The organism is Gammaproteobacteria bacterium, assembly GCA_035546635.1.
Lineage (GTDB): Bacteria > Pseudomonadota > Gammaproteobacteria > JAURND01 > JAURND01 > DASZWJ01.
Map to the genome: position 1 here is coordinate 19,044 of DASZWJ010000034.1, position 24,948 is coordinate 43,991.

A 24,948-nucleotide genomic window follows, 5' to 3' on the forward strand; every position below is an offset into this window, starting at 1 on the left:
AAAATTTACTTCACTTTTTGTTGGATTCACCGGAAATAGCGGCTAACTCCGCCGTCAAATCAATACCCACAGGGCACCAAGTGATACAACGTCCACAGCCGACACAACCACTGGAATCGAATTGATCGAACCAGCTGCCGACTTTATGTGTCAGCCATTGCCGATAACGTTTACGCGTATCATCACGTAATACTTTGCCATTTAAGTAGCTATGCTCTGCGCTAAAACAAGAATCCCACATGCGTTCATGTGTAGAGTGACTCCGATCCATTGCAGGTTTATCACTTTCACTATGACAAAAACAAGTAGGGCATACGGAGGTACAATTGCCGCAGGACAGACAACGTTCTGCCACGTTTTCCCATTGTGGATGTTCTAAGCTTGAAAATAATAAATCGCGTAATCCTGACTTATTATCTAAAGGGATGCGTTTAGTCTGCATATCGGCTGCAGCTTTTACGCGTTCTTGGGCTTGGTTTAATTGTTGAGCATCTGCAAATGATAAAGTAAGAGGTTTTAGAATATTACGGCCGTTGTCGGTATGAGCCGAAATAATAAAACCTTCAGGTAATTCGGTGATTAATAAATCCTGGGAATGCGTGACTTCTGGGCCGGTACCCGCAGAGACACAGAAGCAATTTGCGGAAGAATAAGTGCAATTGATCGCAATGACAAATAATCGATCGCGACGGCTTTTATAACGTAAATCAGGATGCTGGGCCTGAATAAATACTTTGTCTTGTATGGCCATGCCAGCTAAATCACAGGCTCTTGCGCCGAAGATGGCGATAGGTTGTTCTTCTTCCGGTGTGGGTACAAATTCAAGTTTATCTTGTGCGTTGCGTTGGACTTTCCATAAAATTTCTTGCGGTTTAAATAAAATCGGTTTTAGCGCTTGCGGTCCGTTGGCAAAGGCAAAGGCTTCATGTTGCGGAATTTTTTCTAAACGATATCCGCCTGGTGATTGTACATCGCGTATACCCCACGGTAATTGTTCAGCTTGAGATAAGGTGTCATAAATAATAGCGCCATCACGTACTTGAGGACCGATGCACTGGTATCCAGCTTGCGCTAAAGCATCTATCAAAAACTGCAACTGGGCTTGTGGTAAAAAGTAGAGGGTTTTTTCCATAATTTTCCTTTATTCCAATGTAACTGCTCACCCGATTTTTTCAAGAAGAGTGAGTCATTGTTTTCAGCAAATCCTAGGTAATTGTTCTCCTACCAACCAATCTACGTTACGCACGCCACCCAATTTAGTTTTTAACTGCACAAAATGCGGAGCGTCTTCTGTCACATGACCAATCACGGCAGCATGTTGACCTAAAGGATGCTGCTGCATGGCGTTAACTAACTGTTGACTTTCTTCTGGCGGACAAATAGCCACTAACTTCCCTTCATTGGCAATATAAAGTGGATCTAAACCGAATAACTCACAAGCGCCTGCCACTTCTTCGCGTATAGGTATTTTAGATTCTTCTAAATAAAATCCAAGCTCAGCTTGTGTCATCCATTCATTGAGTACTGTGGCGAGTCCACCGCGGGTTGGGTCACGTAGACAACGTAAATTTGGCGCAGCTGAAATCATCGTCGCTACTAAATCATGCAATGCCGCTGTATCGGAGGCTAAAGTAGTTTGGAATTGCAGATTATTGCGATGTGCCATAATTGCCACACCATGATCGCCTAAAAATCCATTGATGATAATATGATCTTTGGGCTGAATTTTTTCTACAGAGAGATAAAGCCCATCTGGAACAATACCTATGCCCGTGGTTGTGATAAACACTTTATCGCCTTTGCCGTGTTCAACAACTTTGGTGTCGCCGGCAATAATTGTAACATTAGCAGCTTGTGCAGATTCTGCCATAGAAATGACAATTTTTTCTAAATCTATTAAAGGTAAACCTTCTTCTAAAATAAAACTTGCGGTCAAATGCAAAGGAGTTGCGCCTGACATGGCAATGTCATTGACCGTGCCATGCACTGCTAGGCTGCCAATGGTGCCGCCGGGGAAAAACAGTGGAGATACGACGTGTGCATCGGTCGTGATAACCAGGCGTCCTTGATTGACGGAAATACAAGCTTGATCGTCTTTTTTATCTAGCCAGGGGTTCTTAAATGCGGGAATAAATAATTGGTCAATCAGCTGCTGCATGGCGCGGCCACCGCTGCCATGGGTTAGGTCAATTTTTCCATTATTAATATCCAAACGCGGACTGAGATTTTTTTTAGTGGATATTTTCTTGGTAACTTCCATTTGTTATTCCTGTATCGGTTAAATAAACCCCAAATTTTTCGCTTGTTCCATGAGCGCAGTTCTAAATGTTGGATGAGCGATTTCAATTAATGCGAGCGTTCTTTCGGTCACAGATTTGCCGCGTAAATTGGCGATGCCATATTCGGTAACCACATACTGAATATCAGCTCTGGGGTCGGTAGTTGGACCCTCTAAATAAGGTACAATACGTGAAATACTAGCATTTTGCGCAGTAGAATAAGCAGCTAATATGGATTTGCCATTTTTTGATAACTGCGCGCCACGAATAAAATCCAGTTGACCGCCAGGCGCACTGTATTGCCTTTTGCCAATGCTTTCAGCATTGACTTGGCCAGCAAAATCAATTTCTAGAAAACCATTGATGGAAATGACATTATCATTTTGACTGATGACTAAGGGATTATTCACATAATTGACCGGGTAGATTTCCATACTGGCATTATGATTTAAAAAGTCGTAGACGTATTTATCACCGCGAGCAAATGTATAAACATTTTTATACTGATTAATATTTTTGTACTTATTGGTAATGGCACCGCTTTGTAATAAATCAATCAATCCGTTACTGATTAATTCAGTATGTAATCCCAGGCCACGATGGTGATGTAAAGCCTGACATACTGCATTGGGCACACCGCCAATCCCCACTTGTAGGGTGGCGCGATCTGGTATTAAAGTAATGATGAGCTGACTGATTTTCTGATCTAATTCCGTGATGGGTTTGGCGTAAGTTTCTGGCAAGGGATTAGCGCTTTCGACAATGGCATCAATTTCTGAAATGTGTAGACAAGAATCACCATAAACCCTTGGCATATGCGGATTGACTTCGACAATCAAGGTTTTGGCACTGCGCGCGGTCAATAAGGTGTAATCGTTATTGGTGCCGCAACTGAATAATCCTGATTTATCCATGGGTGAGACCATGAGGATAAAAGCTTCTATGCCTATTTCTGCTAAAATATTTGGCACAGAACTGAAATTCCCAGGGACATAATAGACGGTTTTTTTGTTTTCTAGTTTGCCTTTTGCTAATAATGCTCTTTCTGTTGCACCGATAAAAAAAGAATGGGGGCGAATTCTATCCATGTATTCGTATTTAAAAATAGTTTCTCGCGAGGCCTGTTCGGAGTGCATATAATAAACATTGAGTTGTTCAACAGCGTCGCTGCCAGTAGATTTCAATCTTCTTTCAAGGGCTTTAAGTAGTTCAGGTGGCTCACTGACTGCCATACCCATAGACAAATTGCCGCGTTTAGGTAGCAATTGTACGGCTTGATCGGGGTTCAGCAGTTTTGCCTGATATTCAGCGGTATAGCTCATCTGATTCTCTCCTTGATTCCATAGGCATAGACGGCAGCGCAGGCGCCTTCTGCAGAAACCATACACGATCCCAGTGGATTTTCCGGTGTGCAGACTTTAACAAATAATTTGCACTGAGTGGGTTTTTTGATGCCACGTAATACGGCAGCGCACTCGCAACCTTTATGTTCCTTGGCAGTTACTTGGGTAGGTAGAGCGAAGCGTTTTTCAGCATCAAAATCAGCATATTTTTGTTTTATTTGTAATGCACTATGTGGAATTTTACCTAAACCCCGCCATTCGAAGCTACTTCGTAATTCAAAGACTTCTTGCATAACGGATTGCGATAACAAATTGCCTTGTGCATTCACTGCGCGTGTATATTGGTTTTCAATTTCATGCTTACCGGTGTTGATTTGCTGAATTAACATTAAAATCGATTGCAAAACATCCAGGGGTTCAAATCCAGAAATCACGATGGGCTTTTTATACTGCCGGCTAATATCCGCATAAGCCTGGCTGCCAATGATAATGCTGACATGTGCTGGACCGATCAACCCGTCTAAATCAATTGGCTGTTCGGTTTTTGGAATCGCTAAAAGCGCAGTCATGGCCACTGGGGTTAATACATGATTGCATAAGACACTGAAGTTAGTTAGCTGCTCAGCAAAAGCTTGCACAATGGCGATAGCGGTCGGCGGTGTAGTGGTTTCAAACCCAATAGCAAAAAAAATCACATTGTGTTTGGGATTTTGTCGAGCAATGTTTAAAGCATCATCGACAGAATAGACCATGCGGACATCCGCACCATCGGCTTTGGCTTTCAATAGACTCACTTGTGAAGAGCCTGGCACGCGCAGCATATCCCCATAGCTACAAAGAATCGTCTGCGGCAATTTGGCTAAAGCGATGACTTGGTCGATTCTCGTGATGGGTAATACACAAACGGGACAGCCTGGACCGTGAATCAATTCGACATTAGCGGGCAATAAATCTGGGATGCCGTAGCGGTGGATGGTGTGGGTATGGCCGCCGCAGAATTCCATGAATTGATAGCGCCGTTCTGGATTGGCTAGTAGATTAATTTTTTGCGATAAAACTTGCGCTAACTGTTCACTGCGAAACTCATCGATATAACGCATCAGGTGTTTACCCCTATTTCGGCAAATAAGGCTAAGGTTTTTTGCGCTTCTATTTCATTAAGGCGCGTTAGAGCGAAACCTACGTGAATAATCACATAATCTCCTTCAGCGACCTGATCGAGTAAAATAACTGAAATTTCTCTTTCAATGCCCCCTAAATTCACGATGGCTCTTTGCTGGGGTAAGATTTTGGTTATTTTTGCGGGAAGTGCTAAACACATGATAATCCTGCTATCCATGCTTGACCTAAGGAAATGCCGGCATCATTCGGCGGCGCTTTTTTAGAAAATAATACTTTGATGTGGGAGGCGGTCAGTAATTGCACCAAGCCTTCGGTGAGAATTTTATTTAGAAAACAACCCCCACTCAATAAAACGGTATTCATGTGTGTTCTCTTTGACCAAGTCACCACCCAATCATGCAAAGCTGCAATCAGTGTACCATGAAATAAGTTAGCACCCGTCATTGCGTCTAAAGTGATAAGTTGTTTAAGCAGGGGTAAGAGGTTCAACATGCGACCTTCAATCAGCCAGCCCTGGGGCAAGACTTGCGGCTTTGTAACCAGACTCTCCAGTTTCATTGCTGCTTGCCCCTCGTACTGCGAGGTAAGATGTACGCCTAGCAAGGCGCAAGCTGCATCAAACAAGCGTCCACAACTACTGGTTAGAGGTATATTGGTTGAGTTTTTTAATAGCTGGATTAGCAAAGGCACATCAGCGTGTTGGATAGATTGGCTGATTGTTTGGGAATCAAATCCTAGGCTGTAAAGAGCGCTTACTCCCATGCGCCAAGGTTGTTTAGCGGCTTGTTCCCCGCCAGGTAGCGGTAAGGGTTTGAAGCCGGCTAAGTGTTGGCACTGGGTATGCTTTAACAACATCAGTTCTCCTCCCCAATTTTCGCCAAGTATACCATAGCCGTGACCGTCCAAAGCTAATCCTAAGACGGGTTCTTGGATATGATGTTCGGCAGCGGTAGCGGCCAAATGCGCGTGATGATGCAGTATTTTCAAAGTCGGTAGGCCGTACTGTTCAGCAAAGCGGCTGGAATATAAATCGGGATGTGAATCATGGCCAATGCATTCTGGCCGCACATTTAAAAATTTAAGTAAGTGATGAATAGTCTCATGGAAAAATTGGATGGTGGATTTATTGTTTAAATCGCCAATATGCTGCGATAAGAAGGCTTCATCATTCCGCGTGATACATATAGTATTTTTAAGATAAGCACCCACCGCCAGAGTAGAAGGTATGGCGCAAGCTAATGGAATACTCGTAGGTACAAATCCGCGCGCACGACGAATAAAGAAGGGCGTTTGGTTTATGATTTTTAGCACGGAATCATCGGCTCGTGTCACGATAGGGCGATTATAAGCGACGATATCATCAGCGATTGCGGTTAATTCTTGCGTGGCTTGTATATCTTCAATGATGAGTGGATTGCCTGAGGTATTGGCGCTGGTGACAATCAATGCGATTGCATTTGCTTCTTCTAGCCAAGTAGTTGAATGGGTTGCGGCGGCACTCAAGGCATGGAAAAGAAGATAGTGGAATGCGGTATACGGTAACATGACGCCGATATGTGCTAAGTCTGGGGCGATAAGGTTAGATAATGATGGCGCGCCTAGGCTATTTACTTTTTTCCGCAATAAGACGATTGGCCGCATGGGGCTTGTTAGTAATTTTTCCTCGGTAGAATTATATTCTGCAAACAATTGAATTGAACTCACATTCAGCATCATCAATGCTAAAGGTTTTGCTTTTCGTTGTTTTCTTGCGCGCAAACGGGCAATGGTCTTTTCATTGTGCGCATCTAGTATGAGTTGATAACCGCCTATTCCTTTGATGGCGATGATTTCTCCTTGCTTGATCCTGGAGGCAATATTTTCGATGGAGTTAGAAAATTGCGGACCACAAGCAGGGCAAGCAATGGGTTCAGCATGATAACGACGATTTTCGGGATTATGATAGTCTTGTTGGCAGGGAGCGCAAAGTGCAAATGACTTCATGGCAGTATCATGGCGATCATAGGGAAGGTTTTCTGCAATGGTTAGCCGTGGACCGCAGTGGCTGCAATTTAAGAAAGGATAATGGTAAAAACGACTTTTTCGATCAAACAATTCCGACAAACAATCAGCGCAGATAGCCGCATCCGGCGGAATAATGGTATTGGTTTGCCCTTTCTCACTGCTAATAATTGCAAAGTCGCTTTCATAGGGTATTAAAGGTATAGTGCAGGTTTTAATAGAATGGATTTTAGCTAATGTTGGCAAATTGGCTAATAAAGTTTCAGGTAATTTTGAAGCTAAGTGTCCTTGCGCTTGTAGGGTAATACCTTGGGCATCATTGCGAACCCATCCTGATAATTTTAACTGCTGGGCAATTTGATAAATGTATGGGCGAAAGCCAACGCCTTGTACTTGGCCGCTAATTTGTATTTGTATTCTTTGCAGCATGTTCTTGTGTATCCCATGTCTCTTTTAACCATTGATACCAGTTAACCAGGTTTTCCTCAGTTTTAGTCGATACGCTGATAATTTGGGTTTTGGGATTAATTTGCTTAATAAATTCACAGCATTGCTTTAGGTCAAAATCCACATAAGGTAATAAATCGATTTTAGATAGGATCACTGCATCGGCATGATGGAACATATAGGGATATTTAAGCGGTTTGTCTGTGCCTTCAGTCACTGAAAGAATAATGATTTTATAGGCTTCTCCCAAGTCAAATAGCGCAGGGCAAACCAAATTACCGACATTTTCGATAAATAAAATTGAAGAGGATGGCAAATTAAACTCATCGAGTGCATGGTGAATGCTATGGGCGTCCAAGTGGCAGCTTTTGCCGGTATTAATCTGTCTTGCAGGGATATTTAATTCGGTAAAGCGCTTAGCATCATGATCGGTTTGCTGATCGCCAACGATGACATAAAAAGGCAAGGTATTTTTTAGATCGGCAATGGTTTTGGTTAATAAAGTGGTTTTTCCAGCACCGGGGCTGGACATGACATTGAAGGTTAAAATATTCTGCTGTTGTAGATAATTTCTATTGCTTACAGCCAGGGCGTTATTGGCAGCTAAGATGTCTTGTTCGATTAATACTTGGTTTAGTTCATGGTGATGATTATGAGAATGATTTGTATCATGGTGCAATTCGTTGCTGCTGCACCCGCAAATTCCGCACATTATTCTACCTCCATTGATTTAACACGCAATTCTTGTCCAGCAATAATTTTCAAGGAAAAATTACCACAAAGGGTACAAGGTTGATAGTAAGATGATATCCTGATGACTTGTTGACATGTCTCGCAAAAAGCTTGTCCCAAGATGGTAATCATATTCAGTTGGGATTTTTCTAAAATGGTAGCTTTTTTTATAACATTAAAATTAAACAAAAATGTAGCAGATTCTACTGCGATTAATTCGCCGATCTCGATATGAATTATTTTTATAGACTTTCCGGCGAGTTGCTCGGCATGATTTAAAATAATGGCTACCATGTTTTTGCAAAGCGATAATTCATGCATGACACTATCAACCTCTTTGTAAGCCTAGGCAATTAATTTTATCAAATTCATTGTACAGATTACTAAACTGAAAAATGCAATACCTATACCCAATCCTTTGGAAATGATATAGGATTTCTTGTGTATATTGGTAAGTAATACCCCCACCAAAAATCCATTGATGCCATCGGATACCATCATGCCAAACATGAATATAAAACCTAGAATCCCTGAAAACAACCAACTGTGCATTGCGGCAGCTTCTAAAGAAAATAATGATACCTGGGTAAATGTATCAAATGATAAGGCAAATAAAGCGCCAATTAGCACGATCAATAAGGGTTGAGTTGTCTTTGTCAATAAATATTTGGCAAAAATTCCTTTAAGATAAATGGGGCGAGTCTTTGATTGCTTAAAGGTAATATATAAATTGCTAATTCCAAAAGTAAATAAAAAGAAGATAGAAACTAGATCGCCAAATCCCTCTAGCCAGTGTGGAAAATTATTTTTAAACAGACCAAGACCAATAATTGAACTCAGTAGAATGATAATTAACCCATGACCGAGAGAAAATAAAAATCCAACGGCTTTAGCTAGATAGGGCTGATTATCCATATTTTTAGTGATTGAATCTATGGTGGCTAAATGGTCTAGATCAAAACCGTGACGAATGCCTAAACCAAAAGCGGTTAATATTAAAAAGGAATAAGAAATTTCCATTGTGAGTCCATATAGCCTTAAGGAAGTCAATTTGTGTCCTATCATCTTCAGTTTAGATAGACCCGTTATATTAGGGTTTTTTTAGTTTCATCTATTTATGGTATTTGTCTATCCATTTCAAGTAGTACTGAAGTATAAGGGATTCATTTAGGAAAACACAATATGAAAAAAATTCGTAATCTGGTTGGAGGTAGGTTTCATGTTTGGATGTTGGCAGCAACCCCAAAAAACTGTTTTAATGAGTATGGCAGAACAGGAGGAGCTGGGTACAATACAAAATACTGCGCCAAGGCGTCCCTGTGAATGAGCATAATCAAGAATATTGAATAATCCCGTGAACATCCTCAAACATCATTTTAACTTCTTACCTCTTAAGGATTCATGCCGTGTTAATTCTTAATCTTAAGCTAAGCTTATAAATTTTTTTATAAAAATCTAACTCGTGTAGGATTTGTTTTTTGTGAAGCATTGAGCTTCTAATATTCGCTTAAGATAGCAGCCATATACTCCCACGCAATTATAATAATACTGGGAGAAAGTATATGAGCACTGAAAGCAATAGACCAGAACGGAAAGATAAAAAATATGCATGGAAAGGGAAAATACTTGTTGCTGAAACAGATATAGAAACAGGCTTACAAAATCCGACAAAATATTGTACTAAAGTTGATACTCAGTCAACCTCTCTCATTACAAGGTTAGAAATTCTCAATACCACCTTGCGCGAAATGCTAACCAACTATTGGGCTTGGAATAAACACTATGATCCGGCGTGTGTAGGAAGATTTATTGGTTATTTGATGAATAAATATAAGGATATTTTATTTGCAATGCCCACGGGTCGCGCAACAAAAGTTTATCCACTGGTTTTTTCTTTTATACAACAAGCGGATGATCTGTTAAAAAGAATCCCTAGCAAGAGCTTAAAGCCGTTTGATAGGACACTAGGAGATTCTGTTGCAACTATTCTCAATTATCTGCATGACATATTGAAAACAGATCAATTTCAAAGTTCAGATTTAGCAAATGCAAATAGCGTATTCTCTTTACTAGAGAGCTTAAGAAAACATCAATTAATATCGCAAAGCGGTTTATCGAGCTCAATTTCTTGGATGGGAAAATTTGCTGAATTTGGGTATTTTGATGCAGTGCCAGTAGATCGAGTTGATAGTTTATTTAAGAAGCAAGAGGTCACAGCAGAACAGGCAGCGAATTACTTTAATGGAATAACCGAGTTAGCGCAATGTGGATTATTAAATCGTCGCGTATCGATAGAAAGTATCAATTTTTTGTTAGAAAGAATTGTTTCATCTGCTAATCTTTCTATGATTGATGTAGCTTTAGATGGCTTGCGGAAATTAATAGAAATTAAACGTATTAACAATGTTGATAAGTTAAATTTAGCTTGCGTCGATCGCTATTGCCGAGATTCCTTAAAAAGTTCAGAAATTAAACCTAAAAGTTCAAGCGCTTCTGCTGTAAATGTGCATGTTTTATTGAGGACTGTTAATTCTTTATCGCACATTTGTCGAGATATAAAAAGGGTTGGTTCATATAGGTCTGACCTGAATATGTTATCATTAGAGGCTATTTTAGGAATTTTTGCTACTCATAAAAAAACTACTGCGGTGGTGATTTCCAAGATATTAATTTCAAGTGGACATATTGTACAAGCACAAGGCCAGAACAGTAGCGAAAGGCTTAAATCTTTGGTCAAAGACTTACTGAGTAAAATAAATAATCCACGTTCAGCAAGGTGGCTACATTTTGATGGCATAGCCAATGCCTTGTATGGAGCGCTTATTTCACAAGTATTAGAACCGACTTTGACCAATGAGTTAACCGAGTTTTTTAAATCAGCCCTTAAAGAACAGGCTCAGAAACCAAAATCTCGACTAGAACAATATCACAGTTATGTTAACCAAGTTGCACAATATATCCGTCACTGTAAACAGCCCATTTCTGAAGAAATGGCTATTTTGATAAAAAAACGACGTCCTGTCGTCGATGAAAATTCTTTTGAATATAATCTTATTGAGTATGTGAAAACGCAGTATTGGTTCAAAAAAAATCAAAAAATTAAAGACCAATTTCTATGTGATATGTTTTATGTGGATGGTCAGGTTGATGTGCTGGACGAAAATGTTGGTTATATTGCTGATATAGATGGTGATATTTTCCACGATAAAGTAAAGGATAAAAGACGCGATCAACATTTGTTAAGTTGCTATAAGGAACATGGGGTCGAAACAATGGGGATAATTCGTATTCGTATTAATAAATTCACGACTATTGCAGAAGCGGCCGAAGATTGGAGGATTCAATATGAAGCTAGGTTAAAAGCCTATAAACAATCTAAAATGACTTGTGCTTCCGATAGCAGCGATGATTCACCTCGTGAAATGAAGCAGGTGGTGAGTTCTTCTAGTGATGAAGAGGTTGTTGAATCTGCTAGCAGCGATGGTTCACCTCGTGAAATGAAGCAGGTGACGACTACTTCTAGCGATGAAGAGGCTATCGAATCTGTTAGCAGCAATGATTCACCTCGTGAAATGAATCAAGTGGCGACTTCTTCTGGCGATGAAGAGGTTATCGAATCTGTTAGCAGCGACGATTTACCTCGTGAAATGAAGCATGTGTCGACTTCTTCTAGTGGTGAAGAGACTACCGAATCTGTTGTTTTTTCTATTGCGATGGCACAAGCTTTTGAGCAAGGTAAAGGAGTTTCGAAAAACCCCAAAATGGCTTTTTCCATCTATTCTTCTCTTACGGAATCAGTATCTTCGGAATCGTTTTTAGCTTTATTTCATATGGCGCGTTGTTATGAAGATGGAATTGGTGTAAAAGCCAATCCTAAAGCGGCCATTAATTTGCTTAGGTTGGCAGCGTATCAAGGTGTTCTTGAGGCTCAGAAAAAACTCGCAGCTTATTATGAACAAGGTCTTTATGTGAATGAAAATTTTGAGGAAGCTTTTTATTTTTACTCCTTAGCTGCTAAGCAAGGAGATCCTGAATCTATGCTGAATCTTGCCTTCTATCATTTAGGAGGATTGGTTGTTGAAAGAGATATTTGTGGCGGTGAAAAATTATTGATTGCGGCTTTAAAATGCAAAAACCCAGAGGTGCGAAGCCAATTTGAAGATAAGGTAAAAGATTTTTTAGAGGATATAGAAAATGAAATAATAAAGGATACTGAAAAGAAGGGGGTGTATTCGTTTCATATAAAAGACTCATCGAATGACTTGATTTCTAGATTAGAGCGTCTTAAGAAAATTTTGGTTACTAAAGGTAAGGATTTAAATATACAAGTGCATACTAGCTTGGTAACTATTTTTCTTAAAGAGTTAAAGGCTGGTCAACAACTTCAGGCATCTAATCTTATAAAAGTGGGACAAGTAGGGCGATGGGCTAAGACTCCTATGCAAGAAGAATCCCAAATTAAAGAAAAAATCGTTATAAAAGATCAATCTGAAAGCAAACCGCTTAAGGATATTACTAATTTGCTTTATAAAACCATGTTAGAAGGTTAACATAACTGGTTATATTGGGTGTATGGAATTTTTTGCGTGTTTTAATGTTTGGCATAGGATTTTTAACTCGGTGTAGCAGATGTTGCATATGATGTAGTATCTGCTTATGATAAAAATTAGGTGAAATATAAATTTGAGGATTCATGCTCAAATTAACAAATAATGCTAATAACGAACAATACAGTAATATTTCTATTGACTTAAAACCTTAAATTTCATGAAAGGGTAATGTTTAAACAGCTATCTTAAGACAAGCCGCCAATAGGCTTCCCATAAAATATAAAGCACTGCCGATAATCAGTGTAATATGCATCCCAGTCATAAAATGTGTTGAACTGGCGATGATAGTTCCAAATAAAGCAACACCCAATAGGCTACCTAATTGTCGACTGGCATTAAACGTACCTGAGGCAATGCCAGCACGATTTTCTGGTGCAACTTGAATGGCGGTGATGGTAGCTGCCGGCATGGTGAAAGCTGTGCCAAAGCCGATGGCGGCTAAAGGTAATATTAGCCAATAATAAGCGGTATTTTTATCTGTTATCAGCAAAGCAGCAAAACCAAGCGCACCGATGATTAACCCAATGAGCATAGGAAGCTTGCTGCCTTCGGTGCTGATAACTTTTCCAGATACATATGATGCTACGGTTACAATTCCAGTTAGAGGCAGTATTGCCAGCCCTATTTGTAATACCGAATAGGTTTTCATTTGATGAAAATACAATGGCAAAGTAAAAAGTTCTCCGTATAAACCAAAATTGATAATCATGCCTATCACGATAGCAATGGAAAACTCAGTTGATTTAAACAAACCCAAAGGCAGCATAGGAAATTTTGTGTGGTATTCAATCCATAAAAAAGCGTTAAACGTGATAAAAAAGATTAAAAATCCAATTAGTACGATACTGGATGACCAACCCAAGTTTCCAGTTTCGATTAAACTGAAAGATAAAGCAGCGATGCTAATGATGCCGGTGATTTGACCTTTGAAATCAAATTTTGTCTGAATTGGGCTTGGATTATGTGGGGGATGGACAATATATTTTGCCGTCAAAAGAATCGCCAGCAATCCAATCGGTACATTCACCCAAAAAACTGCCCGCCAACCAAAACTCGCTGTGAGAATCCCACCTAAAATCGGTCCTGAAGCAGCGGCAATGCCGCCCATGCTTCCCCAAATGCCAATGGCTTTGGCTCTGGCTTTTTTATCAGGATATAACCCGTTGATTAATGCCAACGATGTAGGCACGAGAAATGCGCCAGCGATGCCTTGCAGCAAACGGAAAGCAGTTAATGACCAGAAAGCATTGGCAAGTGCGCAGCCTATTGAGGTTAATACAAATAATAGTAAACCGCATTGAAAAGCTTTTTTTGCGCCGAGTCGATCTGCCAGGCTACCTGCTGATAATAGTAAGCAGGCGAAGGTTAAGGTGTAACCGTCGACTACCCATTGCAGCCAGGAAACATTGCCACCCAGGCTGCTTTGCATGATGGGTAAGGAGACATTGACGATAGTGACATCAATAATCACCATGAAAAAACCTAAGCATAGGGCTAGTAAGGGCATTTTTTCCTCATTTGTCTAATTTGCTTCTTTCTTGATAGGAGTGGTGATATTTTTCTTGGTGCATTATATGTGCTTCTTTTTTGGACATATATAGTATAATTATCAACAATTGTTTCGTTTAGGTTAACACCTATGTCCGATTTACATCGCTTTGAACTATTTATTTATGTAGCCCAAGCAACCAGCCTAACTGCTGCAGCTGACGCTTTAGGTATCACCAAAGCCTCTCTAAGCAAACAAATTAAGCGTTTAGAATCAGACTACCAAGTCGATTTATTTGCTCGCCAAGGGCAACGTCTGCATTTAACTGAGCAGGGAAGGTTACTATTATCTCAGTGTTTACGGCTTAAAAAAGAATTAGAAGATACACGTGCTATTTGTCGACAATTTAATGAGGAGCCAGAAGGTGATCTACATGTCGTTGTATTTGACTTTTTTGCTAGGCAGTTGATTTACCCCAAAATAAAATCTTTCCTTGAGACTTATCCTAAAATAAAACTGGTGATTGATACCCATGAGAGAATGCCAGATTTTAATCGCGAGCAAGTCGACTTGGCGGTAGGGTTTTCCTTAACTGCGCCAGCTGAAATTATACAAAGAAGAATGGCATCGACGCGCTATGTTTTATGCGCATCTAAGCAGTACTTTGCTGAAAATGGTATGCCCCACACACTAGAAGATTTAAGTCGGCATCATTATATTGAGCATAAGGTGCGATCAGCACAACCCTTAAAATTAAACGCCGGCTACAAAATTATTTTGCAACCTTATTTATTATTGAACAGCGTTAGCGCCATGATTGAATGTGCTAAAGAAGGCTTAGGCTTGGTGCAATTACCACTTTATTTGCTGGAAAAAATATTAGCGCAGGGGGAATTGATTGAGGTACTTGCGGAATATCAGGCAACTGGCGCCAGTGTTTATTATTACTATCCTAAGTACCGTTATGTCCAGGCCAAGGTAAGAAAATTTATAGACTTTTTCTTAGAAGATGCCATCAATTAATCTCCGTGGCTCTCAAGGCGCCAGGGTTCTTTTGCGGCATCTTGTAGCCATTGTTGTAAGGCGGGGTTTTCCAGCATAGTTGCATAATATTGGCGGGTCATCCCTGCAAGTGGTATTGCATAACTGCGGAATCGCAGAATGACAGGTGCATACATGCAATCGGCAATAGAAAATGCGCCGAATAAATAGGGTCCTTGTTGTTGGTGTGTTTCTAAACATTCTTGCCAAAGCGAGACAATGCGTTTGATATCTTGGTCAGCGCTAGAATAATCGAATTCTTTTAAAACCAGATGGCACTTCATGGGCAGATTTTCTCGTAAAGTGTGAAAACCTGAGTGCATTTCTTGGCAAATAGAACGTGCCCAGGCACGTTTTTGGGCGTCTTTAGGCCATAGCGCTTTTTCAGGGAAAGTTTCTGCTAAAAATTCACAGATGGCCATGGAATCCCAAACGGTAAATTGATTATTAATTTTTAATGCCGGGACGAAACCGGAAGGGGAGATTTTCTTAATCTGTTGTGTAGTTTCATTTTGATCTAAAAGGATCAGTTTTTCTTCGAAAGGAATATTAAAGTGAGTTAGGGTCAACCAGGCGCGTAGTGACCAGGAGGAATAACTTTTGTTAGCGATCGCGAGTTGGAGGTTGTGCATGATGAGTTGCTCGAGGTAAAGTTTAAGGGGGAAGTGAATGTTCTGGTGTGAAGACAGATTCTAGTTTAGCAAAGTCACCCCCTTTTTCAAAAGAGGCTGGGTAGTTCAGCAGAATCAAAGAGGCTGTTCCCGTTTCAAAGTTCCTGCAAACCCCTAAAAGCCTTCTATACTAACAATACCAGCAAGGATATTGTTTAAAGGGAGGTTTTTATGAAACGCAGACAGGAACCTAAAAGGACTGTGCGTGTGCACCGTCCGGCTCGCAACAAACTCAAGGCTTCCATTCTCGGTCCGCGCAATCCGGCGCTGGAAGCGGGCAGTCCCGATCGACTCAGCCCGCCAATGACCGATGCCGGCACCATGCCTAATTTAAAATGGTCATTCACTGACAGCCACATGCGTCTGGAGGAGGGCGGTTGGGCGCGTCAGGTGACGGTGCGTGAATTATCGATTGCCAAAGAACTCGCTGCTGTCAATATGCGGCTGGAAGCTGGCGCCATTCGTGAATTACATTGGCATAAGGAGTCGGAATGGGCGTATATGGTGAAAGGGCGGGCACGGATTACGGCGGTGGATTCTGCTTATCGTACGTTTGCTGATGATGTGATGGAGGGGGATTTATGGTTTTTCCCCGCAGGGATTCCGCATTCCATTCAAGGACTTGAGGAAGATGGTTGTGAATTTTTGCTGGTGTTTGATGATGGTAGTTTTGATGAAAACAAAACATTTTTGCTATCTGAAGTCATTTCTCATATGCCAAAAGAAGTATTAGCGAAGAATTTTGGCGTTTCTACGCGTGCGTTTGCGAATCTCCCACAGAAAGAATTATATATTTTTCCATCACGGATACCCGGTCCATTAACTGCAGACCGTTTAGCCGGCGCAGGTCCCGTGCCGCAATGGTTTAGCCACCGCATGTTAAGCCAGGAACCGGTGCGTACTAAAAGCGGCAATCTTCGTATTGTCGACTCTAAAGTATTTGCCGCGTCAAAAACCATTGCTGCAGCCTTAGTTGAAATCGAACCCGGTGGTATGCGTGAGTTACATTGGCATCCGAATGGGGATGAGTTGCAGTACTACCTTTCAGGCCAAGCGCGGATGACGGTATTTAATGCCGAGTCCAATGCGTCTACTTATGATTATCAAGCCGGTGACATTGGTTATGTGCCGTGTTTTATGCCGCATTATGTGGAAAATACCGGCAGCACCACTTTGAGATTTTTAGAGTTATTTCGCAGCGATCATTTTGAAGATATTTCGTTGGCACAATGGCTGGCGCTGACGCCGCATGAATTGGTGCGGGCACATTTGCATATTTCAGAATCAGTGTTGGCGAAAATACCCAAACGTGATACACCGATAGTGCCTGATTAATTATGGATGAGGTGACTGCAAAATTAACGGCGCGTGTGGCTGATGCCGGTAAATCAGAGGCTATTTCGCCAACATTATCCGTAGCAACGCCGCCATACGCGGGCTCTCCTATAAAAGCAGTTGGGTGGCGGGGACTGGTTTTGGCTGGGCCGGGGGTTCTGGTGGCGGTAGGTTATATTGATCCAGGGAATTGGGCAACGGATATTGCCGGAGGCTCCTATGCAGGTTATGCCTTATTGTCAGTGGTATTCATATCTAGCCTCTTGGCTATGCTTTTGCAAATAATGAGTGCAAGGCTTGGTATTGCAACGGGCAAGGATTTAGCTGAGTCTTCGCGGGAGCAATGGCCGCGTTTAGTGTGGCCGGCTTGGATTGCAGCAGAACTCACGATTGTTGCTACGGATCTTGCTGAAGTGATTGGTTCTGCCATTGCGCTGAAATTGTTATTTGCCATTCCCATTATTTTGGGGGTCGTGCTGACGAGTTTGGATGTGTTTTTGCTTTTGATGCTAGATAGACGTGGCTCGAGGTTGCTGGAACGGATTATCATTTCTTTTCTCTTTATTATTGCCTGTGGTTTTGTTTATGAATTGGCGCTGGCGCAACCGGCTATTGCTGAGGTTTTGCGCGGATTTTTGCCGAGCGGCCGCTTGGTGTTTGATTCACAACTGCTGTATTTATCCTTGGGTGTAATTGGTGCGACGGTGATGCCGCATAATCTTTATTTGCATTCGAATTTGGTGTTACAGCGTTATGCGGGTATTAGCAAAGTAAAGGCCGGTTCTATAGCGAAGTTTAATACGTTGATTTCGCTTAGTGTGGCGATGTTGTTGAATGCAGCGTTGGTGGTGTTGGCGGCCAGTGTTTTTCATCAGGCGGGACATTTGCATGTCACTGAGTTAAGTGATGCGCATCGTTTATTGGTGCCGTTGTTGGGTACGGGTATGGCGGCACTGGTATTTGCGATTATGCTGTTGGCGGCTGGACAGAGTGCGACGATCACTGGGACTTTGGCGGGGCAGGTGGTGATGTGCGGTTTCATTCGTATGCGCATGAAGCCTTGGTTACGGCGGTTGGTGACACGTATGTTGGCATTGGTTCCTGCTTTATTTGTTCTGATTTATTTTGGTGAGCGCTCGACGATGCAGCTGCTGGTGGGTTCTCAAGTATTTTTAAGTTTACAGTTGCCTTTGGCGATGGTGTCGCTACTGCGGTTGACTTCAGATAAAAGGCGGATGGGGTTGTTGGTTAATAGTCGGTGGATGCGGTGGTTAGGTTGGCTGGGGGCTATTATTATCATTTTGGCTAATGTAGTTTTGATTATTGAGATGATGGGTTAAAGAGGAAATTGACATATCGAAAAAATACGATATAATGATTTTATGATGAATATCACTCCTATCCTGAAAGCACTTTCCAATGAAAAGCGTTTGAAAATCTTGCGGTGGCTTAAAGACCCGGGCAAGCATTTTTCATCGCCTGTGTGTGATGTAGAGGCAGAGGGAGTTTGTGTGGGGTTGATTGAACAAAAAATTGGCCTGTCGCAATCTACGGTTTCACAATATTTAGCGCTGTTGCAGCAGGCGGGACTTATTACTATGGAGCGCAAAGGGCAGTGGACGTTTTGTAAGCGTAATGAGAAAGCGATTCAAGCTTTGACTAAAGCGCTTAAAGAGTTGTAAAAATTTTTTAATCGCAAATATCGGAATTTTGCGATATACGAACTTATTGTGAATTTAGTTGTTGGCGCGAAAATCAAAAACATGCATGTTAAAATCTCTTCGAACTCCCCTTTTTAAAGGGGGAGGAAATTTGGAAACTAATCTTATGAACACATCTATTTCTTCACAACATCGTTTAAACCAAAAAGAACCGCATATCCTTATCCTAATTATCATGAGTTCTTTTGCCTCCATGGGTGCGATAATTTTTGCGCCAGCTTTGCCAGAAATCGCTGCGTATTTTCATATTTCCGGTGGGCATAGTCAGCTGACTATCACTTTATTTTTATTAGGTTATGCCATTGGTCAATTAATTTATGGGCCGTTGGCGAATCGTTTTGGGAGGAAGCCTGCGTTTTTTATCGGTATTGTGATAGCGACAATAGGGTCACTTATCAGCATTGCTTCAGAACCGCTGCATTCATTTGGCGCTTTAATATTGGGGCGTTTGTTAGAGGCGCTGGGATCAAGCGCCGGATTAATTGTGTCTTTTACGATTATCAGCGATCACTATTATCCTGAGCAGGCGCGTCGCATTGTCGCTTATCTGATGTTGGCTTTTGCTATTGTGCCAGGTATTGCAACTTTTATCGGCGGTTTTCTTACCAGTTATTTTCATTGGATCAGTTGTTTTTATTTTCTGTTAATTTATGGGTTAGCTTTAATTCTTCCAGCAGCATGGCTTAAAGAAACCGCGCAAGAATTGAAAAAGGATGCCACGCATGCCAAGCAAATTCTGAAAAATTATGGCATTGCATTAAAAAATAAGTTGTTGATTTCTACGACTTTATTTTTTGCCTTATCGGGGATGTGTGTTTACCTCTATGTGGCGAGTTCACCTTTTATTGCGATTAATGATTTGCATTTAACCCCGCAATTTTATGGCTTGATTGGGTTAATTCCTTTTGTCGGTACCGCATTGGGCTCGATTGTTTCAGCGCAATTGGCATCTCGATTCTCTGTCAGAATCTTGATGTTGGCGGGTTTTATGATTGATATTTCGGCTGCGGTGCTGTTCTGTGTGTTGTTTTATTTGGGGCTGGTTAATATCCCCGTGTTAATTGGCTGTGGTTTTATTTTGATGTTTGGTAATTGTTTAATTGTAGGAAATGGCGCGAGTATTGCTACCTCCACTTCTGAAGATAAAGCCAATGCATCAGCGATGATGAATTTCATCAATGTGGGGATGGTGATGGTAGGTACTTTTTTACTGGCGGTTACACCAGGGGTGCCAACGGTTAAATTGCCGGTGGGCCTTGTGTTGGCAATGTTAGTAATGGGCGTGGTGTGGTTTTCGTTGATTCAGAGTAGGAAGTAGCAGATGGCTTGAGGTTTTGGGTCGAGTTTTAGCGCTTGCGTGCCAGGCTTAAGCCATCACCCAGCGGTAGTAAACTGAGGGTGATTCTAGGGTCTTGCAATAAATGGCCATTGAATTCTCTGATACTGATGGTTGAGGCATCTTGAATCGTAGGATCGGCAACTTTGCCGCTCCATAAAACATTATCAACAGCGACCAGACCGCCGGGGCGTAATAATTGTAATGCGAATTCGTAATAATTTTTGTAGTTCTGCTTGTCGGCATCGATGAAGATAAAATCAAAACTATTGGCTTCGCCTTGGTGTATGAGTTCCGCTAATGTATCTAAAGCGGGTTTTAATTTGAGCTTGATTTTTTGAGCAATACCTGCTTTTTGCCAATAACGTTGTGCGATATCTGTCCATTCTTTGTTTACATCACAAGCGATTAATTTGCCTTCTGGAGGTAGGGATAGAGCAGTGCATAAAGCACTATAGCCAGTAAACACACCTATCTCCACAGTTTTGCGGGCATTTAATATTTCCACCAATAAACGCATGAATTGTCCTTGTTCGGGTGATATCTGCATGCGGCCTTGTGGCAGCGCAGCTGTTTCTTCACGCAATTGTTTTAATATCTCAGGTTCACGTAGGGAAGTAGATTGTAGGTAACTATAAAGTTGTGGGGTTAAATTGATGGTTAGGTTTGACATAAAAAATCCCATGGGATGGTTTGTTAGTGGATTATAGAGTATATGGTGTAAAGAAGCTTCATGCTTTCTGGAGAGTGGGGTCCTAGTGCTTGCAGCTGAAATATGCTAAGTTACGAACGTTAGATTTTGGAAATCCATGACAATGGCAGTTGATGAGTATGCTTAGAGTAAGCCTTTATAATAAAATTAGCGGAGAATTGTATAGTGGAAGATGCAAGAAAGCCTTTATTAGAGGAACAAAATTCGAGTATAAATACTGACCCACCACTTGAAGTAGTGATTTCAGATTCCTCTCAACCTGAACCTACACCTGACCAATCTCAACCCCAACCTCAACCCCAACCTCAACCTCAACCTCCAATACCCCCAGCTCGGCAAACATTTATTAATAATTTAGGTCATGGACTCACAAAATGGAGTAAAAATGGATTTAATTTTTTTGGTGTTGCTGGTGCAGCAGCAGAAATCATGGAGGTAGTTCAGGATCAGAAAAAAATCTATAAGCAAGGTTATGATGAAGGTAAACAGAAAGCTATCTCTGATAGTCAACAAGGAACCTGTGATAATCCATATAAAGACATGGATCAAGAAGATTTTGAAACTGCAACTGGTTTCAGAATTGTTATTCAAGGAGCAGGAATATATTCTCTGACAGCCTTGGTGTCATTCCAAACAGCGATTAACTTGATTGAAGCTATAGAAAACAAAAATTGTTCTCAAGTGCTAGGTTGTCTTACTTCGCTAGGTGTAGCTTGGGGTTTAGCTTATTTCAACTCAAATTACAGTGGGGGGTGGGTGGCAAAAGATGCAGGTGGTCATAATATTTATGAGAAGTATTGCACCAACATCACGTTACAGGCGGGTGAATCTGATTATTCGGGTCCAACTATTCTAGTGCCTACGCCTCAAGATTCGTTAAATAAGCTTAGTTTTGGCGCTTGTATAGCAGCAGCTGGCTTTGGTGCATTAGGAAAAGTGGGTGAAATAATGCAAAAGTATGGTCATGAGCTTGCGCCGGGACAACTGCCGCCGAATTTTATAGGGATTGGCTTAGGAAGAGGAAGGTGAGCCATAAAGGGTAGCTAAAATTATCTTGAGCTCCTTCTTCCGCGTTGGGAGAAGGAGTAGTTCCATCATTTTGTCCGTAATTTTTCAGTTTAGTTTACTCCCCAGCTTCCAGGGTTTAATGGCGTGTATTGGCTTGAAGTTATATATTCAACGGAGTCGTCATCAGGTTCTTGAGTAGTCAGTTCTTCTGGCTTATCGACGGTCATTTTATCGTCTGTTGGCGTATTCTGTATAACTCGATTTTGGTCTGGATGAAAATCATTGGGGCCCTCATCAGAAATACACCCTGATATAATGGCGCCTATGAATGTAAGTAAGCTACCACCCAATGCACCCAAGCCTAATCCCATTTGAATGCGGTAGGGTTGGTGGGTATCAGCTGCCCCAATGGCGCCGAAAGCCAGCAGTAAGGAAACCACTCCTGTAACAATCGTAACGATTTTTATTGGGTGTATGGGGGTGGCTTTTTCATCTGACATGGCTTCTCTTCCTTTTTTGTTGTATTGTCCCTTGCAAACCCCAAGGGTGCTATAAAATGTTCAGCCTAGCGTTTACATGCTATATTTGCAAGCAAATTATTGGTATGAAGATTTTTTTATGAGAAGCTAATGCAATCAAAATCCAATCATTACGACATCATCGTCATCGGGTTAGGCGCGGTAGGTAGCGCCACGCTTTACCAGCTCACGGAAAAATCTTCCTCTAAACTCAAAGTACTCGGAATAGATCAATATTCTCCGCCACATATTTATGGTTCCAGTCACGGTGAAAGTCGGTTTACGCGCTTAAGCGGCGGTGAGTTTCAAGAATACGCCTTAACGGCACAGCGTTCCCACGAGTTATGGGCGATGATTGCCGCTAAAACGCAAGGTGCTTTTGGCGCATTACATCATCACACCGGTGGTTTGATGATTGGCTCATTGGAAAAAAGTAGCTTTTTACAAAATACCATTGCTTCGGCTAAAGAATTAGCTTTAGAGCATCGCATTTTAGATGCACAAGCGCTAAAAAAATCCTATCCCCAGTTTAACCAGGTGACGCAAGACCTCATCGCTTATTATGAAAAAGATATGGGGATCTTAGTGCCGGAAGCTTGTATATTCTCGCAACTGGCCTTGGCGAAAAATAATCACGCCGATATTCATGTCGAAGAAAAATTATTACGCTTTGAACGGATGCCTTTGGGGCAAATTCGTATCGATACGGATAAAGGTCAATATTTTACCGATAAATTAATCCTGAGTGTCGGCGCCTGGATTGCGCAGTTGCTGGATCAAGAAAAAGCACGATTATTTAAAATATACCGGCAAGTTTTTTATTGGTTCCAGGTAGCAAAAGCCGCTGTCCCGCAATTTCAACTAGGACAATTTCCGCCGACGGTATGGTTACTTGGCAATGAGGAAATGTTTTATGCTATGCCGAGTCCAGTTAAGCGTGATGTGCTTAAAGTGGCTTATGAAAACTCTGCAACTTGGGAGGCGAGTTTAACCCCAGAAGCCGTGGTGCGAGAGGTCAGTTTTGCGGAACAACAGAAGTTTTATCATGAACAAGTGATTCAGCATTTACACGGCGTTAACAACCAGTGTAATAGCGCTAAGGTGTGTTTGTATACCTGTACGCCTAATTATCGTTTCTTGATTGATTATCTGCCGGGATATGATGAAAAAGTGATAGTGGCTTCGCCTTGTTCGGGACGCGGTTTTAAACATTCTGCAGCAATTGGTGAAGCATTGGCGGCGCAAATGTTGGGAATGGATCATCCGATTAATCTAACTCAGTTATTTGGTGGCTGGGATATGGGTGGCATATGAATAAATTGCGACACTGGCAATGCTACCCTTATCTGGTTTGTATAATCAGCGGGTTGTTTATTTTTTATAAGTATTTATTGCAGATATCACCGAGTGTCATGAGTAGTGATTTGATGCGTGATTTTCATCTAACCGGTGCGGGATTAGGCAATTTAACCGCTAGTTTTTTATATACTTATTTTTTAATGCAGATTCCATCGGGGATGATATTAGATCAATATAATCCGCGAAAAGTCATTGTGACGACTCTGGTGACCAGTACTGTTTTTACTTTGGTATTTGCCAGGACCAGTTCGGTATTGACAGCCGGTATTGCTAGGGCGGGTATTGGTTTTACGACGGCATTTGCATTTAACGCGTATTTGAAGATGGTGACTGTGTGGGTTCCGCCTAAGCATTTTGCTGTTATGTCTGGGTTGGGTCTCACCATTGCTATGCTAGGAGCTATGGGTGGAGAAGCGCCATTGGGGATGTTGGTGGTCAATTTGGGGTGGCGTGATGCTTTAGTATTCGTCGCGGGTTTTGGTCTGGTATTGGCGTTACTTTGTGGGTGGTTAATAAAAGATAAATTTCTGGCTGTTAATGAGAATAATGAAACGAAAAAGCCACCGGCGCATAAACAGATCATTGCGCAATTGCTGGATGTGATTGGTCAGAGACAAAATTGGATTTTGGGGTTGTATTGTGCTTTTACTTTTGCACCGATTTCTGCATTTGGTGGATTGTGGGGAGTGCCTTTTCTGGAGCAAGCGTATCACTTATCCAGAGTCACAGCAGCAAAAAATATCTCCTTTATTTATCTTGGTTTGGCCATAGGCTGTCCTTTACTGGGATGGGTCTCTGATTATTTAAATAAACGCATAAGTGTTATGGCTATTGGAACGCTAGTGGGACTTATTTGCATCTCCAGCGTTATATATCTATCAGCTACTTTAACGCCTTTAATGGTAGCTTGGCTGTTATTTATATTTGGCTTGAGTATGGGCGTATTTCTTTTGTGTTTTGCTGTGGCGGTTGAAATCCAAACCACGATTTTTATGGCAACCTTGATTGCTTTTATTAATACATTGCCTTCGGTATTTGAAGCCATTACTGAACCATTGATAGGAAAGATTCTGGATTTAGGTTGGGATGGTAAATTAGTTGATGGAGCACGGGTTTTCTCTATTAATAACTTTCATGTGGGTCTGGCAGTGATACCGATTTATCTGGTGATTGCGTTAATGTTATTGATGCTTGCTAAAGGGAGGCAGCAAAAATTTTTCTAAT

22 protein-coding genes are annotated in these 24,948 nt (G+C 41.4%); 9 read left to right on the top strand and 13 right to left on the bottom strand.

The genetic code is table 11. From position 1 onward, the window contains the following. Window positions 1–10: 10 nt before the first annotated feature. The 9 genes from VHE99_09470 to VHE99_09510 form a co-directional block, all read right to left on the bottom strand. Window positions 11–1,132: a 4Fe-4S dicluster domain-containing protein gene (locus VHE99_09470; GenBank protein ID HVV69240.1), complete on the bottom strand. Its 1,122-nt coding sequence runs from the start codon at window positions 1,130–1,132 to the stop codon at window positions 11–13. A gap of 63 nt (window positions 1,133–1,195) precedes the next feature. Further along, window positions 1,196–2,260 (bottom strand): hydrogenase expression/formation protein HypE, encoded by a 1,065-nt coding sequence (hypE, locus tag VHE99_09475; protein ID HVV69241.1) that lies wholly within the window; start codon window positions 2,258–2,260, stop codon window positions 1,196–1,198. 18 nt (window positions 2,261–2,278) lie between these two features. After that, window positions 2,279–3,601: an acetyl-CoA hydrolase/transferase C-terminal domain-containing protein gene (locus tag VHE99_09480; GenBank protein HVV69242.1), complete on the bottom strand. Its 1,323-nt coding sequence runs from the start codon at window positions 3,599–3,601 to the stop codon at window positions 2,279–2,281. Continuing rightward, complete coding sequence (gene hypD, locus VHE99_09485; GenBank protein HVV69243.1) at window positions 3,598–4,722, bottom strand: hydrogenase formation protein HypD; 1,125 nt, start codon at window positions 4,720–4,722, stop codon at window positions 3,598–3,600. The genes VHE99_09480 and hypD overlap by 4 nt, the downstream gene beginning before the upstream one ends. Beyond that, window positions 4,722–4,943 carry a HypC/HybG/HupF family hydrogenase formation chaperone gene (locus VHE99_09490; GenBank protein HVV69244.1) on the bottom strand — a complete coding sequence of 74 codons (222 nt, stop codon included), beginning with the start codon at window positions 4,941–4,943 and terminating at the stop codon, window positions 4,722–4,724. The genes hypD and VHE99_09490 overlap by 1 nt, the downstream gene beginning before the upstream one ends. Continuing rightward, window positions 4,934–7,174, bottom strand: coding sequence for a carbamoyltransferase HypF (gene hypF, locus VHE99_09495; protein HVV69245.1), 2,241 nt, complete (start codon window positions 7,172–7,174; stop codon window positions 4,934–4,936). The genes VHE99_09490 and hypF overlap by 10 nt, the downstream gene beginning before the upstream one ends. Next, complete coding sequence (gene hypB, locus VHE99_09500) at window positions 7,146–7,904, bottom strand: hydrogenase nickel incorporation protein HypB (protein ID HVV69246.1); 759 nt, start codon at window positions 7,902–7,904, stop codon at window positions 7,146–7,148. The genes hypF and hypB overlap by 29 nt, the downstream gene beginning before the upstream one ends. Next, complete coding sequence (gene hypA / locus VHE99_09505) at window positions 7,904–8,245, bottom strand: hydrogenase maturation nickel metallochaperone HypA (GenBank protein ID HVV69247.1); 342 nt, start codon at window positions 8,243–8,245, stop codon at window positions 7,904–7,906. The genes hypB and hypA overlap by 1 nt, the downstream gene beginning before the upstream one ends. A gap of 24 nt (window positions 8,246–8,269) precedes the next feature. Next, window positions 8,270–8,944, bottom strand: coding sequence for a DNA repair protein (locus tag VHE99_09510; GenBank protein ID HVV69248.1), 675 nt, complete (start codon window positions 8,942–8,944; stop codon window positions 8,270–8,272). Window positions 8,945–9,486: 542 nt separating this feature from the next. On the opposite strand from VHE99_09510, the gene VHE99_09515 reads away from it, so the two are divergent. Further along, a complete protein-coding gene (locus tag VHE99_09515) occupies window positions 9,487–12,474 on the top strand; it encodes a tetratricopeptide repeat protein (GenBank protein HVV69249.1) in 2,988 nt (995 codons plus the stop codon). A 232-nt stretch (window positions 12,475–12,706) separates the two neighbouring features. Here the strand turns inward: VHE99_09515 and VHE99_09520 are convergent, their stop codons facing one another. Then, complete coding sequence (locus VHE99_09520; GenBank protein HVV69250.1) at window positions 12,707–14,041, bottom strand: MFS transporter; 1,335 nt, start codon at window positions 14,039–14,041, stop codon at window positions 12,707–12,709. Between the two features lie 132 nt (window positions 14,042–14,173). On the opposite strand from VHE99_09520, the gene VHE99_09525 reads away from it, so the two are divergent. After that, complete coding sequence (locus tag VHE99_09525) at window positions 14,174–15,046, top strand: LysR substrate-binding domain-containing protein (GenBank protein ID HVV69251.1); 873 nt, start codon at window positions 14,174–14,176, stop codon at window positions 15,044–15,046. On the opposite strand, the gene VHE99_09530 is transcribed toward VHE99_09525, so the two are convergent. Beyond that, window positions 15,043–15,696: a glutathione S-transferase family protein gene (locus VHE99_09530; protein HVV69252.1), complete on the bottom strand. Its 654-nt coding sequence runs from the start codon at window positions 15,694–15,696 to the stop codon at window positions 15,043–15,045. The two genes, VHE99_09525 and VHE99_09530, sit on opposite strands and share 4 nt — an antisense overlap. Window positions 15,697–15,906: 210 nt before the next feature. Here VHE99_09530 and VHE99_09535 point away from each other — a divergent pair, with 210 nt between their 5' ends. The 4 genes from VHE99_09535 to VHE99_09550 all read left to right on the top strand — a co-directional run bounded on the left by VHE99_09535 (window position 15,907) and on the right by VHE99_09550 (window position 20,109). After that, complete coding sequence (locus VHE99_09535; GenBank protein HVV69253.1) at window positions 15,907–17,070, top strand: oxalate decarboxylase family bicupin; 1,164 nt, start codon at window positions 15,907–15,909, stop codon at window positions 17,068–17,070. Between the two features lie 2 nt (window positions 17,071–17,072). Continuing rightward, a complete protein-coding gene (locus VHE99_09540; protein ID HVV69254.1) occupies window positions 17,073–18,410 on the top strand; it encodes an Nramp family divalent metal transporter in 1,338 nt (445 codons plus the stop codon). A 45-nt stretch (window positions 18,411–18,455) separates the two neighbouring features. Further along, window positions 18,456–18,752: a metalloregulator ArsR/SmtB family transcription factor gene (locus VHE99_09545; GenBank protein ID HVV69255.1), complete on the top strand. Its 297-nt coding sequence runs from the start codon at window positions 18,456–18,458 to the stop codon at window positions 18,750–18,752. Window positions 18,753–18,897: 145 nt separating this feature from the next. Then, window positions 18,898–20,109 carry a multidrug effflux MFS transporter gene (locus VHE99_09550; GenBank protein HVV69256.1) on the top strand — a complete coding sequence of 404 codons (1,212 nt, stop codon included), beginning with the start codon at window positions 18,898–18,900 and terminating at the stop codon, window positions 20,107–20,109. A gap of 28 nt (window positions 20,110–20,137) precedes the next feature. Here VHE99_09550 and VHE99_09555 read toward each other — a convergent pair whose 3' ends face one another. After that, complete coding sequence (locus VHE99_09555) at window positions 20,138–20,800, bottom strand: class I SAM-dependent methyltransferase (protein ID HVV69257.1); 663 nt, start codon at window positions 20,798–20,800, stop codon at window positions 20,138–20,140. A 204-nt stretch (window positions 20,801–21,004) separates the two neighbouring features. Here VHE99_09555 and VHE99_09560 point away from each other — a divergent pair, with 204 nt between their 5' ends. Beyond that, the gene (locus tag VHE99_09560) at window positions 21,005–21,868 is read left to right on the top strand and encodes a hypothetical protein (protein ID HVV69258.1); all 864 of its coding nucleotides are present in this window, start codon (window positions 21,005–21,007) and stop codon (window positions 21,866–21,868) included. Between the two features lie 89 nt (window positions 21,869–21,957). Here the strand turns inward: VHE99_09560 and VHE99_09565 are convergent, their stop codons facing one another. After that, the gene (locus tag VHE99_09565; protein HVV69259.1) at window positions 21,958–22,347 is read right to left on the bottom strand and encodes a hypothetical protein; all 390 of its coding nucleotides are present in this window, start codon (window positions 22,345–22,347) and stop codon (window positions 21,958–21,960) included. 129 nt (window positions 22,348–22,476) lie between these two features. Between VHE99_09565 and solA the strand changes: the two genes are divergently transcribed. Together solA and VHE99_09575 are read left to right on the top strand one after the other, a co-directional pair. Beyond that, entirely contained in the window at window positions 22,477–23,679 is a 1,203-nt protein-coding gene (gene solA, locus VHE99_09570; protein HVV69260.1) for an N-methyl-L-tryptophan oxidase, read from the top strand. Continuing rightward, window positions 23,676–24,947 (top strand): MFS transporter, encoded by a 1,272-nt coding sequence (locus VHE99_09575; protein ID HVV69261.1) that lies wholly within the window; start codon window positions 23,676–23,678, stop codon window positions 24,945–24,947. The genes solA and VHE99_09575 overlap by 4 nt, the downstream gene beginning before the upstream one ends. Window position 24,948 lies beyond the last annotated feature (1 nt).

What these genes read in the sequence shown, in the direction of transcription:
- hypF (HVV69245.1), bottom strand. Translation starts at nt 7,174, where the DNA reads ATGCTGCAAAGAATACAAATACAAATTAGCGGCCAAGTACAAGGCGTT.
- VHE99_09510 (HVV69248.1), bottom strand. Translation starts at nt 8,944, where the DNA reads ATGGAAATTTCTTATTCCTTTTTAATATTAACCGCTTTTGGTTTAGGC.
- VHE99_09530 (HVV69252.1), bottom strand. Translation starts at nt 15,696, where the DNA reads ATGCACAACCTCCAACTCGCGATCGCTAACAAAAGTTATTCCTCCTGG.
- hypB (HVV69246.1), bottom strand. Translation starts at nt 7,904, where the DNA reads ATGTGCGGAATTTGCGGGTGCAGCAGCAACGAATTGCACCATGATACA.
- VHE99_09550 (HVV69256.1), top strand. Translation starts at nt 18,898, where the DNA reads ATGAACACATCTATTTCTTCACAACATCGTTTAAACCAAAAAGAACCG.
- VHE99_09545 (HVV69255.1), top strand. Translation starts at nt 18,456, where the DNA reads ATGAATATCACTCCTATCCTGAAAGCACTTTCCAATGAAAAGCGTTTG.
- hypD (HVV69243.1), bottom strand. Translation starts at nt 4,722, where the DNA reads ATGCGTTATATCGATGAGTTTCGCAGTGAACAGTTAGCGCAAGTTTTA.
- VHE99_09555 (HVV69257.1), bottom strand. Translation starts at nt 20,800, where the DNA reads ATGTCAAACCTAACCATCAATTTAACCCCACAACTTTATAGTTACCTA.
- VHE99_09540 (HVV69254.1), top strand. Translation starts at nt 17,073, where the DNA reads ATGGATGAGGTGACTGCAAAATTAACGGCGCGTGTGGCTGATGCCGGT.
- VHE99_09515 (HVV69249.1), top strand. Translation starts at nt 9,487, where the DNA reads ATGAGCACTGAAAGCAATAGACCAGAACGGAAAGATAAAAAATATGCA.
- VHE99_09575 (HVV69261.1), top strand. Translation starts at nt 23,676, where the DNA reads ATGAATAAATTGCGACACTGGCAATGCTACCCTTATCTGGTTTGTATA.
- VHE99_09520 (HVV69250.1), bottom strand. Translation starts at nt 14,041, where the DNA reads ATGCCCTTACTAGCCCTATGCTTAGGTTTTTTCATGGTGATTATTGAT.
- VHE99_09525 (HVV69251.1), top strand. Translation starts at nt 14,174, where the DNA reads ATGTCCGATTTACATCGCTTTGAACTATTTATTTATGTAGCCCAAGCA.
- hypA (HVV69247.1), bottom strand. Translation starts at nt 8,245, where the DNA reads ATGCATGAATTATCGCTTTGCAAAAACATGGTAGCCATTATTTTAAAT.
- VHE99_09490 (HVV69244.1), bottom strand. Translation starts at nt 4,943, where the DNA reads ATGTGTTTAGCACTTCCCGCAAAAATAACCAAAATCTTACCCCAGCAA.
- VHE99_09480 (HVV69242.1), bottom strand. Translation starts at nt 3,601, where the DNA reads ATGAGCTATACCGCTGAATATCAGGCAAAACTGCTGAACCCCGATCAA.
- VHE99_09470 (HVV69240.1), bottom strand. Translation starts at nt 1,132, where the DNA reads ATGGAAAAAACCCTCTACTTTTTACCACAAGCCCAGTTGCAGTTTTTG.
- VHE99_09535 (HVV69253.1), top strand. Translation starts at nt 15,907, where the DNA reads ATGAAACGCAGACAGGAACCTAAAAGGACTGTGCGTGTGCACCGTCCG.
- hypE (HVV69241.1), bottom strand. Translation starts at nt 2,260, where the DNA reads ATGGAAGTTACCAAGAAAATATCCACTAAAAAAAATCTCAGTCCGCGT.
- solA (HVV69260.1), top strand. Translation starts at nt 22,477, where the DNA reads ATGCAATCAAAATCCAATCATTACGACATCATCGTCATCGGGTTAGGC.
- VHE99_09565 (HVV69259.1), bottom strand. Translation starts at nt 22,347, where the DNA reads ATGTCAGATGAAAAAGCCACCCCCATACACCCAATAAAAATCGTTACG.